13 protein-coding genes are annotated in these 14,104 nt (G+C 62.7%); 8 read left to right on the plus strand and 5 right to left on the minus strand.

Annotated features, from left to right (window positions below):
* Window positions 1–306 precede the first annotated feature (306 nt).
* On the minus strand, window positions 307–1,800 hold the full coding sequence (locus tag CAG11_RS05600; protein WP_085595282.1) for a CoA-acylating methylmalonate-semialdehyde dehydrogenase: 1,494 nt from the start codon (window positions 1,798–1,800) through the stop codon (window positions 307–309).
* Window positions 1,801–1,874: 74 nt separating this feature from the next.
* Complete coding sequence (locus CAG11_RS05605) at window positions 1,875–3,224, minus strand: aspartate aminotransferase family protein (RefSeq protein WP_085595284.1); 1,350 nt, start codon at window positions 3,222–3,224, stop codon at window positions 1,875–1,877.
* A 125-nt stretch (window positions 3,225–3,349) separates the two neighbouring features.
* Between CAG11_RS05605 and CAG11_RS05610 the strand changes: the two genes are divergently transcribed.
* The 3 genes from CAG11_RS05610 to CAG11_RS05620 all read left to right on the plus strand — a co-directional run bounded on the left by CAG11_RS05610 (window position 3,350) and on the right by CAG11_RS05620 (window position 5,621).
* Entirely contained in the window at window positions 3,350–4,270 is a 921-nt protein-coding gene (locus CAG11_RS05610; protein ID WP_085595286.1) for a LysR family transcriptional regulator, read from the plus strand.
* A 95-nt stretch (window positions 4,271–4,365) separates the two neighbouring features.
* Window positions 4,366–5,034 (plus strand): TetR/AcrR family transcriptional regulator, encoded by a 669-nt coding sequence (locus tag CAG11_RS05615; RefSeq protein WP_085595288.1) that lies wholly within the window; start codon window positions 4,366–4,368, stop codon window positions 5,032–5,034.
* 5 nt (window positions 5,035–5,039) lie between these two features.
* Window positions 5,040–5,621 carry a YigZ family protein gene (locus tag CAG11_RS05620; protein WP_085595290.1) on the plus strand — a complete coding sequence of 194 codons (582 nt, stop codon included), beginning with the start codon at window positions 5,040–5,042 and terminating at the stop codon, window positions 5,619–5,621.
* Between the two features lie 356 nt (window positions 5,622–5,977).
* Here CAG11_RS05620 and CAG11_RS05625 read toward each other — a convergent pair whose 3' ends face one another.
* A complete protein-coding gene (locus CAG11_RS05625; protein ID WP_085595768.1) occupies window positions 5,978–6,415 on the minus strand; it encodes a hypothetical protein in 438 nt (145 codons plus the stop codon).
* A gap of 84 nt (window positions 6,416–6,499) precedes the next feature.
* On the opposite strand from CAG11_RS05625, the gene CAG11_RS05630 reads away from it, so the two are divergent.
* The 4 genes from CAG11_RS05630 to CAG11_RS05645 all read left to right on the plus strand — a co-directional run bounded on the left by CAG11_RS05630 (window position 6,500) and on the right by CAG11_RS05645 (window position 10,232).
* Window positions 6,500–6,850, plus strand: coding sequence for a MerR family transcriptional regulator (locus CAG11_RS05630; RefSeq protein ID WP_022642118.1), 351 nt, complete (start codon window positions 6,500–6,502; stop codon window positions 6,848–6,850).
* Window positions 6,851–6,875: 25 nt separating this feature from the next.
* Complete coding sequence (locus tag CAG11_RS05635; protein ID WP_085595292.1) at window positions 6,876–7,559, plus strand: SDR family oxidoreductase; 684 nt, start codon at window positions 6,876–6,878, stop codon at window positions 7,557–7,559.
* Window positions 7,560–7,753: 194 nt separating this feature from the next.
* On the plus strand, window positions 7,754–9,112 hold the full coding sequence (locus CAG11_RS05640) for an 8-oxoguanine deaminase (RefSeq protein WP_085595294.1): 1,359 nt from the start codon (window positions 7,754–7,756) through the stop codon (window positions 9,110–9,112).
* 112 nt (window positions 9,113–9,224) lie between these two features.
* Window positions 9,225–10,232: an SUMF1/EgtB/PvdO family nonheme iron enzyme gene (locus CAG11_RS05645; protein ID WP_085595296.1), complete on the plus strand. Its 1,008-nt coding sequence runs from the start codon at window positions 9,225–9,227 to the stop codon at window positions 10,230–10,232.
* Here the strand turns inward: CAG11_RS05645 and CAG11_RS05650 are convergent.
* Window positions 10,229–11,317: a calcium:proton antiporter gene (locus CAG11_RS05650; RefSeq protein WP_085595298.1), complete on the minus strand. Its 1,089-nt coding sequence runs from the start codon at window positions 11,315–11,317 to the stop codon at window positions 10,229–10,231. The two genes, CAG11_RS05645 and CAG11_RS05650, sit on opposite strands and share 4 nt — an antisense overlap.
* 285 nt (window positions 11,318–11,602) lie before the next feature.
* Between CAG11_RS05650 and CAG11_RS05655 the strand changes: the two genes are divergently transcribed.
* Complete coding sequence (locus CAG11_RS05655; protein ID WP_053132184.1) at window positions 11,603–12,556, plus strand: adenosine deaminase; 954 nt, start codon at window positions 11,603–11,605, stop codon at window positions 12,554–12,556.
* Window positions 12,557–12,641: 85 nt separating this feature from the next.
* On the opposite strand, the gene CAG11_RS05660 is transcribed toward CAG11_RS05655, so the two are convergent.
* Window positions 12,642–14,012 (minus strand): MFS transporter, encoded by a 1,371-nt coding sequence (locus tag CAG11_RS05660; RefSeq protein WP_085595300.1) that lies wholly within the window; start codon window positions 14,010–14,012, stop codon window positions 12,642–12,644.
* Between the last annotated feature and the right edge of the window lie 92 nt (window positions 14,013–14,104).

Raw genomic sequence — 14,104 nt, forward strand, 5'->3', positions numbered from 1 at the left:
ACGCTGCTGTCAACACCTCTTTTTAACCGCTTTCGATCGAGAGGATCGAAACGCTAACAAGGCCACTTTCGCTGCCTTATCAGCTCCTTTCGGGCTTCGATGGACTGAAGCGTGACCGCTGTCGAAATCTTCGTAACTCGTTGAATCTCAAGGAGTTTTCCGTTTCGACTGCGCCGGAAGTGGGGCGAATTATAGACCTGTAGGATCTGCCGTCAACACTTATTTTCATAAATCTGTCACATCGGTCAAAAAAGCTCATAAATGCCAAGGCCGGCCCTCTCGGGCCGGCCTTGGACAGCGTCTTGCTTAAAGGCTAGGGAAAGCGAATTGCGAAGCCTCATGGCTAGCCCGTTGTGGCCAGCGCTGGGTAATGGCCTTGCGGCGAGTGTAGAAACGCACACCATCGGGACCATAGGCATGCAAGTCGCCGAACAGCGAACGCTTCCAGCCACCAAAGCTGTGGTAGGCCACTGGCACCGGCAGCGGTACGTTTACCCCCACCATGCCCACTTCGATCTCGTCGCAGAACAAACGTGCCGCCTCACCATCCCGGGTAAAGATGCACGTGCCATTGCCATACTCATGATCGTTGATCAGTTGCATGGCCTCTTCCAGGCTGTTGACCCGCACGATGCACAACACCGGCCCGAAGATCTCTTCTTTATAGATACGCATCTGCGGAGTCACGCGATCGAACAGGCAGCCACCCAGGAAGAAGCCCTCCTCGTGACCCGCCACACTCAAGCCTCGGCCATCCACCACCAGCTGTGCGCCGGCAGCCACGCCGTCTTCCACATAACCGCTGACCTTGTCCTTTGCCTGGGCGGTGACCAGTGGCCCCATGTCCAGACCGCAGGAAGTGCCGGCACCGATCTTCAGCGCCTTGATCTGCGGCACCAGCTTGGCCACCAGGGCATCAGCCACCTGGTCTCCCACACACACAGCAACCGAAATCGCCATGCAACGCTCGCCGCAGGAACCATAAGCCGCGCCCATCAATGCACTGACGGCATTATCCAGGTCGGCATCCGGCATCAGCACCGCATGGTTCTTCGCTCCACCCAGCGCCTGGACGCGCTTGCCGCGCTTGGTGCCTTCGGCATAGATGTATTCGGCAATCGGCGTCGAGCCGACAAAACTCAGGGCCTTGACCTCCGGAGCCTCGATCAGCGCATCCACCGCAGTCTTGTCGCCATGCACCACGTTCAGCACGCCCCTGGGCAGCCCGGCCTCATGCAGCAGTTGGGCAATCAACAGCGTGGAGCTGGGATCACGCTCGGAAGGCTTGAGGATGAAGCAGTTGCCACAGGCAATCGCCAGCGGGTACATCCACAACGGCACCATGGCCGGGAAGTTGAATGGCGTGATACCCGCCACGACCCCCAGCGGCTGGAAGTCGGACCAGGCATCGATGTTCGGCCCGACGTTACGGCTGAACTCGCCCTTGAGGATTTCCGGCGCTGCACAGGCGTACTCGACGTTCTCGATGCCACGCTTCAACTCGCCAACGGCATCCTCCAGGGTCTTGCCATGTTCCTCGCTGATCAATTGGGCGATACGCGCTTCGTTCTGCTCCAGCAATTGCTTGAAGCGGAACATCACCTGGGCACGCTTGGCCGCCGGTGTATTGCGCCAGGCCGGGAATGCCGACTTGGCGGAATCGATGGCCTGCTGGATGGTCTCGCGACTGGCCAACGGCACTTTATGGATCGCCTGGCCAGTGGACGGGTTGAAGACATCGCTGCTGCGACCGCTATCACTTACCAACTCACCATGGATCAGGTGGGAAATCAGGCTCATGCGCAAACTCCTGGAAAGAGGAAAGGCACAGGCGCGAACCACTTCGCGCCTGCTGCTATATAAGAAGGATCGGATCAGTCGAGCTTGTTCAGCACTTCGCCAACTGCGTCGAACAGACGGTCGAGGTCCTGCGGCTTGCTGTTGAAGGTTGGGCCGAACTGCAGGGTGTCGCCGCCGAAGCGTACATAGAACCCGGTTTTCCACAGGGCCATGCCGGCCTCGAATGGACGCACGATCGCATCGCCATCGCGAGGCGCGATCTGGATCGCCCCCGCCAGACCGAAGTTACGGATGTCGATCACGTTCTTCGTACCCTTGATACCGTGCAAGGCTTTCTCGAAATGCGGCGCGACCTCGGCCACGCTCTGCACCAGGTTTTCCTTTTGCAGCAGGTCCAGGGCCGCCAGGCCGGCCGCACAGGCCACCGGGTGCGCCGAATAGGTGTAGCCGTGGGGGAATTCCACCGCGTACTCGGGAGTCGCCTGGTTCATGAAGGTCTGGTAGATCTCGGAACTGGCGATTACCGCGCCCATGGGGATCGCGCCGTTGGTGACCTGCTTGGCCACGCACATCAGGTCCGGCGTCACACCGAAGCTGTCGGCGCCGAACATCGCGCCAGTACGTCCAAAGCCAGTGATCACCTCGTCGAACACCAGCAGGATGCTGTGCTGGTCGCAGATTTCCCGCAGGCGCTTGAGGTAGCCCTGTGGCGGCACCAGTACCCCAGCGGAGCCGGCCAACGGCTCGACGAACACCGCGGCGATGTTGGAAGCGTCATGCAACTCGATCAACTTCAGCAACTCTTCGGCCAGGGCGATACCGCCCTGCTCCGGCATGCCCCGGGAGAATGCGTTGCTGGCCAGCAAGGTATGCGGCAGGTGGTCGACATCCGCCATGGCCTGGCCGAACAGCTTACGGTTGCCATTGACCCCGCCCAGGCTGGTGCCGGCGATGTTCACGCCATGATAACCACGAGCCCGGCCGATCATCTTGGTCTTGGTCGGCTGGCCTTTAAGGCGCCAGTAGGCCCGCACCATCTTCACCGCGGTGTCAGCACACTCGGAGCCGGAATCGGTGAAGAACACATGGTTCAGGTTGCCCGGGGTCAGGGCGGTGATTCTCTCCGCCAGCTGGAACGACAGAGGGTGGCCGTACTGGAAACCCGGCGAGTAATCCAGGGTGCCCAACTGCTTGCTCACCGCTTCCTGAATTTCCTTGCGTGAGTGGCCGGCGCCACAGGTCCACAGGCCGGAAAGCGAGTCATAGACCTTGCGCCCCTTGTCATCCACCAGCCAACTGCCTTCGGCGCCAACGATCAGGCGCGGATCGCGCTGGAAGTTGCGATTGGCGGTATAGGGCATCCAATGAGCGTCGAGCTTGAGCTGACTGGCCAGGGACTGGTGGGCGTTTTCCGGCATGTTCATGGCAAAACCTCGCAAGGCAATGAAGAGGCGTAGGAATGATGCAGCGTTGTTGCGGCTAAGTTGCCACGGCTATAAAGTCGGTGAAATCCAACTTTAATAACCTTCAGTCAGCCGCCTACTAAACTATGAGCCTTCATCGAGCCGGCCCACTGGCGCAAGTCAGCGACTTCGACATCCGTCTCTTGCGCATCTTTCGCAGCGTGGTGGAGTGCGGCGGGTTTTCCGCCGCCGAGACGGTCCTCGGCATCGGCCGCTCGGCCATCAGCCAGCAGATGAGCGACCTGGAGCAAAGGCTCGGCCTGCGCCTGTGCCAACGTGGGCGAGCCGGGTTCTCCCTGACCGAGGAAGGCCGTGAGGTCTACCAGTCGACCCTGCAACTGCTCAGCGCCCTGGAAAGCTTTCGTACCGAGGTCAACGGCTTGCACCGCCATTTGCGCGGCGAGCTGATCATCGGCCTCACCGACAACCTGGTGACCCTGCCCCACATGCGCATCACCCATGCCCTGGCGCAATTGAAGGAACGCGGCCCGGACGTGCAGATCCAGATCCGCATGATCGCCCCCAGCGAGGTCGAGCAAGGGGTACTCGACGGTCGCCTGCACGTCGGCGTGGTGCCCCAGGCCAGCGCCCTGTCCGGCCTGGAATACCAACCCTTGTACGACGAACGCTCGCTCTTGTACTGCGCCGTCGGCCACCCGCTGTTCTATGTGGATGACAAGCAGCTGGACGACCAGCGCCTCAATGCCCAGGAGGCGATTGCCCCGACCTTCCGCCTGCCGGCCGAGATCCAGGCCCGCTACCAGGCGCTGAACTGCACCGCCAGCGCCTCGGACCGCGAGGGCATGGCCTTCCTGATCCTCACCGGGCGCTACATCGGCTACCTGCCGGATCACTACGCCAGCCTGTGGGTACAGCAAGGCCGGCTGCGGGCACTCAAGCCCAGGTCCAGGTTCTACGACCTGAACCTGTCGACGGTCACCCGCAAGGGCCGGCGCCCGCACCTGGTCCTGGAAAGCTTCCTGGAAAGCCTGGCGGCCACCCGATGAGCCGCTGGCTTTTGTCGCGCCAAGGCTTGTCTGTTCAAGCCGGGTAGGCTATCAACGCACAGGCTGTCCCCCCACAGACTCGCTCGGAAACCTCCATGAACCTTGAAGTCCCTGCCCACAGTGCTGCCCACCCAGGCAAACCGGCCAGCCGCATCCGCCAGAAGAACGAGCAAGCCATCATCCAGGCCGCCGAAGACGAGTTCGCCCGCCATGGCTTCAAAGGCACCAGCATGAACACCATCGCGCAGAACGCCGGGCTGCCCAAGGCCAACCTGCACTATTACTTCACCAACAAGCTGGGGTTGTACGTCGCGGTGCTGAGCAACATCCTCGAGCAGTGGGACAGCACCTTCAACAGCCTCACCGCCGCGGACGACCCGGCCGAGGCGCTGACCCGCTACATCCGCGCCAAGATGGAGTTTTCCCGGCGCCAGCCACAAGCCTCGCGCATCTTCGCCATGGAGATCATCAGCGGCGGTGAATGCCTCAGCGAATACTTCAGCCAGGACTACCGCACCTGGTTCCAGGGCCGGGCCAGCGTGTTCCAGGCCTGGATCGACGCCGGCAAGATGGACCCGGTGGACCCGATGCACTTGATCTTCCTGCTGTGGGGCAGCACCCAGCACTATGCCGACTTCGCCAGCCAGATCTGCCGCGTCACCGGCCGCGGCCGCCTGACCAAGCAAGACATGGAAGCCGCTACCAACAACCTGCTGCGCATCATTCTCAAGGGCTGCGGCCTGTCACCTGTGGAAAAAGCCTGAACCCCATGCCTTCTACCCTGGCCGGCCTTTGCGAATACCGCGAGGAAATTCGTAAAAGCCGCTTCATCACCTTCGCCGCACCCATCACTAGTGCCGCCGAGGCCCAGGCCTTCATCCAGACCTACAGCGACGCCAACGCCTCGCACAACTGCTGGGCCTGGAAGCTGGCCGACCAGTACCGCAGCAATGACGACGGCGAACCCGGCGGCACAGCCGGACGACCGATCCTGGCCGCCATCCAAGCCCAGGACTGCGACCAGGTGGCGGTCCTGGTGATCCGCTGGTACGGCGGTATCCAGCTGGGCACTGGAGGCCTGGCCCGGGCCTATGGCGGCGGCGCCAACAAATGCCTGCAAGGCGCCGAACGCATCGCCCTGGTCAACCGGGTGCCATTGCGCTGCGCTTGCAGCTTCAGCGAACTGGCCCTGGTCAAGCTGCGAGTCGCCGATCTGGGCGGCCTGCTGGTCCAGGAAGACTTCACTGCCAACGGCGTGGAACTGCAACTGGCCCTGGGCGAAGAACAGATCGATACCCTGCAGCAACAATTGTCCGACCTGAGCCGTGGACGCATCCTGCTGCAACGCTGAGCCCCGGCTTAGCGCCTGTGCATAACCGCGCCAGGCCACGGCAATTGCCCACATCTACTGTGCACCCGACTGTGGATAACCTGAGCAAATAGCGCTGTAGCCCTTTTGCAACGTGGCTTCGCCGACATTGATCATTTTTCGTCCAAAAGCTTCCGTCGTGAGTTTTTTGCACCACAAAACAGCCAGTTAGCTCGGTTTATCGCGCTTGGAAGATAAGCCGGCCAGCTTTATGCCCAAGTTTGGAGCTTGCACACAAATACTGTGGAGCAAGCTGTGGATAACCCGTGCAACGCTGCGTGTACCGCAGGTTGCACAGGGCCTGGGCGCTGCTGCTCACTTTTTGTCCAGCCCCAGGTTCACTGCGGCGAAGGTACCGGCGCAAACCCGTCGTCGTGATTATCGGCGCGCACCGGTAACCACTGGGCCACGCCCCAGGCCAGCTCGAAGAACAGGAACACACCGATCAGCATCGTGCCTCCCTGGGCCAGGGCATACGCCATCCAGGTGGCGAACAGGAAGCGTCCCAGCGCGTCATAACGACCGAATGCCGGTTGTGGATCGCGAATCCGCAACAGCGACCACACGCAGACGATCGATCCCATCAAGTTGGCCAATAGCATATGCATCGGCTCGAATGGCGGCAGGTCCCCCGGCAGATTCAGTGCCAGGGCCAACTGCTCCAGCAGCCCATGCAAGGCCAGGAAGCTCCAGGGCGTCACAAAGGCCATGGTCATCAACAGGTCGTACCAACCGCTGGCCCGGACCAATTTTCGGTATTGCGCGTTAGTCCACATCATCAATCGCTCCATGGATTCAAGGAGCGCGCAGGCTAAAGCCTGGAGTATGCTCCAAGGTCAACCCCCTTCGAGTCCCCCTTAATGCGTATCGGAGAATTGGCCAGCGCCTGCGCCGTCAGCCGCGATACCCTGCGCTTCTATGAACAGCGCGGGCTGATCGCCCCAAAGCGCAGCGCCAACGGCTATCGTGACTACCCTCCCGACATGGTCCAGCTGGTGCTCTACATCAAGACTGCGCAACGCCTGGGCTTCAGCCTCGGGGAAATCAGCAGCAGCGTCGGCGCCCTGTGGCGCAGCACCAAGCCGGACCAGGCCGTTGCGCAATTGCTGCAAGACAAGCTCGAGCTGATCGAAACCCGCATCAACGAACTGGACCTCCTGCGCCGCGAGCTGCAACAAAGGCTCGGGCAAGCCTGTCCACTGAATCCCTGATTTTCACTCATCAAGGAGCCTCACTATGTCCACGACAAAAACCGCACTGATCATCGGCGCCTCCCGGGGCCTGGGCCTCGGCCTGGTCCAGCGCCTGCTCGAAGACGGCTGGCAGGTCACCGCCACCGTACGCAACCCGCACAAGGCCCAGGCCCTGCAAGCCCTGGGCAAGGTGCAGATCGAACAACTGGACATGGACGACCAGCACGCCGTGCTCGCCCTGAGCCAGAAGCTCAAGGGCCAGGTGTTCGACCTGCTGTTCGTCAACGCCGGGGTCAAGGGCCCGGACAACCAGCTGCCGGGCCAGGCCACCCAGGCCGAGGTCGGCCAGCTGTTCTTCACCAACGCCGTGGCGCCGATCAACCTGGCCCAGCGTTTCGTCGGGCAGATCCGCCCCAATACCGGGGTCCTGGCGTTCATGAGCTCGGTACTGGGCAGCGTGACCATGCCCGACGCTCCCGAGCTGGCGCTGTACAAGGCCAGCAAGGCGGCCCTGAACTCCATGACCAACAGCTTCGTCAGCCTGCTCGAACAACCATTGACCGTGCTCTCGCTGCACCCGGGCTGGGTCAAGACCGACATGGGCGGCGAAGGCGCCGACATCGACGTGCTGACCAGCACTCGCGGCCTGATCGCCCAGGTCAATGCCTACACCGGCAAGGGCGGCCACCACTTCATCAACTACAAGGGCGAGACCATTCCCTGGTAACCCCGGAACAGGTGGCCGCCACAACCTGCGGCCACCTTCGGCAAAGGCTCTGGAACCAGGCCCCGGACAGCGGTTTTGTCCCCCGGCAAAACTTTCGCTAGACTGCGCCACTCGCCCCACGGCGACCCTGGATCAGCAGACAGGGCAACACTGAGCTGGCTAACCTGAACCCACTTTCAGAGGAGCCGGCCACCATGCCTGCGACCCGTACCTGGTTAAAAAATCCCCTGGCCATTTTCACCGGCAACGCCCTGGACGCACGCGGCGGCCTGGTGCTGCAAGACGGCCTGATCGTCGAGATCCTCGGCCTCGGCCAACAGCCCGCAAGCCCCTGCCAGGAAGTCTTCGATGCCCGCGAACATGTGCTGCTGCCGGGCCTGATCAACACTCACCATCACTTCTACCAGACCCTGACCCGGGCCTGGGCCCCGGTGGTCAACCAGCCGCTGTTCCCCTGGCTCAAGACCCTGTACCCGGTCTGGGCCCGCCTGACCCCGGAAAAACTCGCCCTGGCCACCAAGGTGGCGCTGGCCGAACTACTGCTCTCCGGCTGCACCACCGCCGCCGACCATCACTACCTGTTCCCCGACGGCCTGGAAAACGCCATCGACGTGCAAGTCGAAGCCGTGCGTGAACTGGGCATGCGCGCCATGCTCACCCGCGGTTCGATGAGCCTTGGCGAAAAGGACGGTGGCCTGCCGCCGCAACAGACCGTGCAGGAGGGCCAGGTGATTCTCGACGACAGCCAACGACTGATTCAGCAGTACCACGAGCGTGGTGACGGCGCGCAGATCCAGATCGCCCTGGCACCCTGCTCGCCGTTCTCGGTGACCCCGCAGATCATGGCCGCCAGCGCCGAAATGGCCGAGGCCCTGGACGTACGCCTGCACACCCACCTGGCCGAGACCCTCGACGAAGAAGACTTCTGCCTGCAGCGCTTCGGCCTGCGCACCGTGGACTACCTGGACAGCGTCGGCTGGCTCGGCCCGCGCACCTGGCTGGCCCACGGCATCCACTTCAACCCGGATGAAATCGCTCGCCTCGGGCAGGCCGGCACCGGCATCTGCCATTGCCCGAGTTCGAACATGCGCCTGGCGTCCGGCATCTGCCCCAGTATCGAGCTGACCGACGCGGGGGCGCTGTTCGGCCTGGGCGTGGACGGTTCGGCGTCCAATGACGCCTCGAACATGATCCTCGAAGCGCGCCAGGCGCTGTATATCCAGCGCTTGCGCTACGGCGCCGAGAAAATCACCCCGGAGCGTGTACTGGGCTGGGCGACCCAAGGCTCGGCAAGCCTGCTGGGCCGCACCGACATCGGTGAACTGGCGGTGGGCAAACAGGCAGACCTGGCCTTGTTCAAGCTCGATGAACTGCGCTTCTCGGGTAGCCACGATCCGGTTTCGGCACTGTTGTTGTGCGGTGCGGATCGGGCGGACCGGGTGATGATTGGCGGCAAGTGGCGGGTACTCGATGGCCAAGTCGAAGGGCTGGACCTCAAAGGCCTGATCGCCGATCACAGCCAGGCGGCCCGGCAACTGATCGCCAATACCTGACCCATGCCTCCTGCGGCGAGGGAGCACATCCCTCGCCTGCGTTCCAAGCCGGATCAGCCTGGTGAAACATGGTAGTTTTGCGTCCTCAAAATAGCTGTCACAGGGACATTACGTGAGACACAAGCACGGACTGGCGCTTTGCGTCGCGCTGCTGATTTCAGGCTGTGGTAAACAGGAAGTTGCAGGTCCCGCCAGCAAAGTACTGCCACCTGCAAAGGTTGCCGAAATAGCTTCCACCATCAACCGCAAGTACCCGGACCTCTCCCCGCAAAACCGCGCCGCCGTGCTGAGCACGGTCGTCCGCTCGCTGGACAACATGGTGTTGATTGAAGGTGGCGAATTCCAGATGGGCGATTTCGGTTGGCCCCCTGGCTTCGACCCACAGGCCCTGTGCCAATGGCCCTGCGGCGTAGACCCGGCGAAAATGGAGCGGATCAGCCTAGACATCGATGATGATTTCGTTCACCCCGTCAAACTGAGCAGCTATTACCTGTCCTCGCTGCAAACCACCCTGGGCGATTTCGATCTGTTCTTCCTCGCGCAAGGCAAGCCGCCATTCGACGCGGCCCTGCGTAACCGCGCCGACATGCAGCACCTCTACCAAGAGAACCTGCCCGCCCCGGCGTCTCGAGACTGGCAAGAAGCCAAGGATTACTGCAGCTGGCTAGCAGAACTCAGTGGTTATCCGGTCGATCTTCCGACCGAGGCCCAGTGGGAATATGCAGCGCGCAACCGTGGCCAGCCGGTGATGTTCGCCACCGACAACGGCAACCTGGACTACGGTCGTAACTTTCCGGCGCCCGACGACAACCAGACCTTCGCCGTGGATCGGTTCGTGCCCAACCCCCTGGGCCTCTACAACCTCACCGGCAATGCCAGCGAATGGGTCAACGATTGGTACGATAAACACTACTATCGCGAGTCTCCCGTGGAGAACCCGCAGGGGCCGCAAACCGGCATTTATCGGGCGCAACGTGGAGCGAACAACGAGTTTGCCAACGACCCGACCTTCTCGCCTTCGGCCAGCACCGTGCGTCGCTGGCGTTGGGGGGCACTCGCGGCCTGGAATGCCCCCGGTGTCAGCTTTCGCTGCGCCATCCAGTCGGCACAGCCGCTTTAAAGCCCGAGCAGCGAGAGCATGATGAAGGTGGCGAACAGCACGAAGTGAGTCATGCCTTCGATGGCGTTGGTTTCGCCATCGTTGAGGTTGATCGCGCTGACGATCAGGGTGATGAACACCATCACCGTCTGCACCGGCGTCATGGCCATCTGGAACGGTTGGCCGGTGTACAGGGCCATGGCCTCCATCACCGGCACCGTCAGGATCACCGTCGACAAGGACGCCCCCAGGGCCACGTTGACCACCGACTGCATGCGGTTGGCCAGGGCTGCGCGCAACGCGGTGAGGATCTCCGGTGCAGCGGAAATCGCCGCCACCAGGATCGCCGTGATCACCGGTGGTGCGCCGGTGCCTTCCAGGCCCAGGTCCAGGGTCTTGGACATCACCTCGGCCAGGGCGCCGATCACCACCACGCCAAACACCAGGATGCCGATGCTCCAGGCCAGGTTGACGGTAGCGGGCTGTGCCTGCGCCTCTTTATGGCGGCGTTTTTCCGGATAGCTGTAGCTGAAGAAGTAGCTGTGTGGCCCGACCTGCATGCGCAGGAACAGGGTGTAGAGCACCACCATCGCGCCGATGGTGAAGGCCGAGTAGACCTTCCAGTCGCTTTCGGGAATGAACTCCGGCACCACCATCGACACGCCCATGGCGGTGAGGATCATCACGCTGTAGGTCCGCGCCGAATCGTCGTTGTAGGGCTGCTCGCCATGCTTGATGCCGCCCATCAGCGCGGCCAGGCCGAGGATGCCGTTGATATCCAGCATCACCGCCGAATAGATGGTGTCGCGCACCAGGGTCGGCGAAGCCTCGTTGCTCATCATGATCGCCAGGATCACCACCTCCACCAGCACCGCAGCCAGGGTCAGGATCATGGTGCCGTAGGGGTCGCCGACCTTTTCCGCCAGCAGTTCGGCGTGATGGGCCACTCGCATCGAAGCCACTACGATGAAGCCGATGAGCACCAGCCCGGCGAGCAGGGCGATGCCCTGGCCGCTGTTGAGCAAGAGGTGTTCCAGGGGATAGGCGGCCAACGCAGCCAGTAGCGCAAGCAGCAGGAGCTTTTCTTGCTTGAGGGAAGTGAGCATTGCAGTCCTTTGACGGAATGGAAAAACGGACACAGGAGATGACCTGGAGACTGCATCGAGTCACTAATGTTTCGTTACATCTTAGAAGAATCGACTTCCAGGGGCCTGGTCGCACGCCCCCTCGGTCAGGTTTTACCGGACATTCGTCGCGCCCGCTGTAGAATGGCGGCTTTTTCGGACCCGGTGAAAACCGGCGAGGAGCGCAACCGTCGGCCAGCCCCCAGAGAAGGGGAAGCCCAGGTGTCGCCCCTCCTCGCAGCCCCCCGCACCTGATGAGACAACACCATGTATGACTGGCTGAACGCCTTGCCCAAGGCTGAACTGCACCTGCACCTGGAAGGTTCCCTGGAGCCCGAGCTGCTGTTCGCCCTGGCCGAGCGCAACAAGATCGCCCTGCCCTGGAGCGACGTCGAGACCCTGCGCAAGGCCTACGCCTTCAACAACCTGCAAGAGTTCCTCGACCTGTACTACCAGGGCGCCGACGTGCTGCGCACCTCCCAGGACTTCTACGACCTGACCTGGGCCTACCTGCTGCGCTGCAAAGAGCAGAACGTGATCCACACCGAACCCTTCTTCGACCCGCAGACCCATACCGACCGTGGCGTGCCTTTCGAAGTGGTGCTCAATGGCATCGCCAGTGCCCTGAAGGATGGCGAGCAGCAACTGGGCATCACCAGTGGCCTGATCCTCAGCTTCCTGCGCCACCTGAGCGAAGAAGAAGCGCAGAAGACTCTCGACCAGGCCCTGCCGTTTCGCGAAGCCTTCGTCGCCGTGGGCCTGGACAGCTCCGAGATGGGGCATCCGCCGAGCAAGTTCCAGCGGGTGTTCGACCGGGCCCGCGCCGAGGGTTTCCTGACCGTGGCCCACGCTGGCGAAGAAGGTCCGCCGGAGTACATCTGGGAAGCCCTGGACCTGCTCAAGATCCAGCGCATCGATCATGGCGTCCGGGCCTTCGAGGACGAGCGGCTGATGCAGCGGATCATCGACGAGCAGATTCCGCTGACCGTCTGCCCGCTGTCCAATACCAAGCTCTGCGTGTTCGATCACATGTCCCAGCACAACATCCTGGAAATGCTCGAGCGCGGCGTGAAGGTGACGGTCAATTCCGATGACCCGGCCTACTTCGGCGGCTACGTCACCGAGAACTTCCATGCCTTGTACACCGACCTGGGCATGACCCGGGAACAAGCCCAGCGCCTGGCCCAGAACAGCCTGGACGCCCGCCTGGTCAAGCCGTAAGGCCAGCCTGTCGGAGTCGCTGCCACAGCCGGCACCTTCCCCAGGCGCCCTCTTGCAAGGGCGCCTGGGGCCACGGAACTGCCCTCTACACTTCGCTCAATTCCTCCAGGGTCCGGCCCCGGGTCTCCATCCCGAAGCGCCAGACCACCGCCGCCGCGACCACGAAGCACGCCGCCCCCAGGGCGAACACGCCCCCCTGCCCGGCGACCGGCAACACCAGCCCCGTCACCAAGGGCCCCAGTAACGAACCGATGCGGCCAACCGCCGAAGCGAACCCCGAGCCCGTGGCCCGGGCCGAGGTCGGATACAGCTCCGGGGTGTAGGTGTAGAGCACCGCCCACATGCCGAACAGGAAGAACTGCATCAGCAACCCGGTGCCGATCAGCAGGCTCGCATTGCCGCCGAACACCGCGCTCTGCCCGTAGAAGAAGGACATGATCCCGCCACCGAGCAAGGTGACGATGCACACCGGCTTGCGTCCCCAGCGCTCCACCAGCCAGGCGGCCATGAGGAACCCCGGGATCCCGCCCAGGGAAATCAGCACCGTGTAGTACACCGACTGGGTCACCGCGAAACCGGACTGCTGGAGCAACGCGCTGAGCCAGGAGGTCAGGCCATAGAACCCCAGCAGGGCGAAGAACCACAGGCTCCAGATCATCACCGTGCGCTGGCGATACTGCGGCGACCAGATCTGGCGCAACGCAGAGAAAAACTGCCCAGGCGCGCTGTCCATGCGCGGCAGGCGCACGGGCTCGGGCAACTGGCTGGTGCCCAGGGATGCCCGCACCTTGTCCTCGATGCCTTGCAGCACCCGATCGGCATCGGCATGGCGCCCGGCCTGCTCCAGCCAGCGCGGCGACTCGGGGATGAAGAAGCGGATCGCCAGCACGAACAGCGCCGGGATCGCCAACACCAGGAAGATGTCGCGCCAGCCAATCAACGGCAGCAGGAAGTACGACAGCACCCCGGCGGCGACGAAACCCAGGGGCCAGAAACCATCCATCAAGGCGATGTAGCGCCCGCGTCGTTGCGCCGGGATCATCTCCGAGAGCATCGACTGGGCGATGGGAAACTCCATGCCCATGCCGATTCCCAGCAGCACCCGGAACAGGGTCAGGCTGTCCACGTCCTGGGCCGTGGAGCACAGGTAGCTGGCCACGCCCCAGAGCACGATGCTCCACTGGAACACCGGCTTGCGACCGAAACGGTCGGCGAGCATTCCCGATAGCGATGCCCCCAGCACCATGCCGAAGAAGCTGGAGCTGGCCAGCAGGCCGGCCTGGGCCGAACTCAAGCCGAACTCGGCTTTGATCGAGCCCAGGAGGAAGGTCATCATCGCCAGGTCCATGGAGTCGAAGAAGAACGCCAAGGCGATGATGATGAAGATCAGCCGGTGATAGCCGCTGATGGGTAACCGCTCCAGGCGCTCCGCAGCGCTGTATCCCTGTATGCCCATGCCCCGCCCCCCACTCGAATGCTTGACCGTCGGAGTGTGCGGGATCGAGACCGGGGCTGATTGCCGAGGGCGACCTGTCCACGTCCACCAGC

The sequence above is a fragment of the Pseudomonas sp. B6(2017) genome, from assembly GCF_002112765.1.
GTDB lineage: Bacteria > Pseudomonadota > Gammaproteobacteria > Pseudomonadales > Pseudomonadaceae > Aquipseudomonas > Aquipseudomonas piscis.

What these genes read in the sequence shown, in the direction of transcription:
- CAG11_RS05640 (WP_085595294.1), top strand. Translation starts at nt 7,754, where the DNA reads ATGCCTGCGACCCGTACCTGGTTAAAAAATCCCCTGGCCATTTTCACC.
- CAG11_RS05605 (WP_085595284.1), bottom strand. Translation starts at nt 3,224, where the DNA reads ATGAACATGCCGGAAAACGCCCACCAGTCCCTGGCCAGTCAGCTCAAG.
- CAG11_RS05610 (WP_085595286.1), top strand. Translation starts at nt 3,350, where the DNA reads ATGAGCCTTCATCGAGCCGGCCCACTGGCGCAAGTCAGCGACTTCGAC.
- CAG11_RS05600 (WP_085595282.1), bottom strand. Translation starts at nt 1,800, where the DNA reads ATGAGCCTGATTTCCCACCTGATCCATGGTGAGTTGGTAAGTGATAGC.
- CAG11_RS05660 (WP_085595300.1), bottom strand. Translation starts at nt 14,012, where the DNA reads ATGGGCATACAGGGATACAGCGCTGCGGAGCGCCTGGAGCGGTTACCC.
- CAG11_RS05650 (WP_085595298.1), bottom strand. Translation starts at nt 11,317, where the DNA reads ATGCTCACTTCCCTCAAGCAAGAAAAGCTCCTGCTGCTTGCGCTACTG.
- CAG11_RS05625 (WP_085595768.1), bottom strand. Translation starts at nt 6,415, where the DNA reads ATGTGGACTAACGCGCAATACCGAAAATTGGTCCGGGCCAGCGGTTGG.
- CAG11_RS05655 (WP_053132184.1), top strand. Translation starts at nt 11,603, where the DNA reads ATGTATGACTGGCTGAACGCCTTGCCCAAGGCTGAACTGCACCTGCAC.
- CAG11_RS05615 (WP_085595288.1), top strand. Translation starts at nt 4,366, where the DNA reads ATGAACCTTGAAGTCCCTGCCCACAGTGCTGCCCACCCAGGCAAACCG.
- CAG11_RS05620 (WP_085595290.1), top strand. Translation starts at nt 5,040, where the DNA reads ATGCCTTCTACCCTGGCCGGCCTTTGCGAATACCGCGAGGAAATTCGT.
- CAG11_RS05630 (WP_022642118.1), top strand. Translation starts at nt 6,500, where the DNA reads ATGCGTATCGGAGAATTGGCCAGCGCCTGCGCCGTCAGCCGCGATACC.
- CAG11_RS05635 (WP_085595292.1), top strand. Translation starts at nt 6,876, where the DNA reads ATGTCCACGACAAAAACCGCACTGATCATCGGCGCCTCCCGGGGCCTG.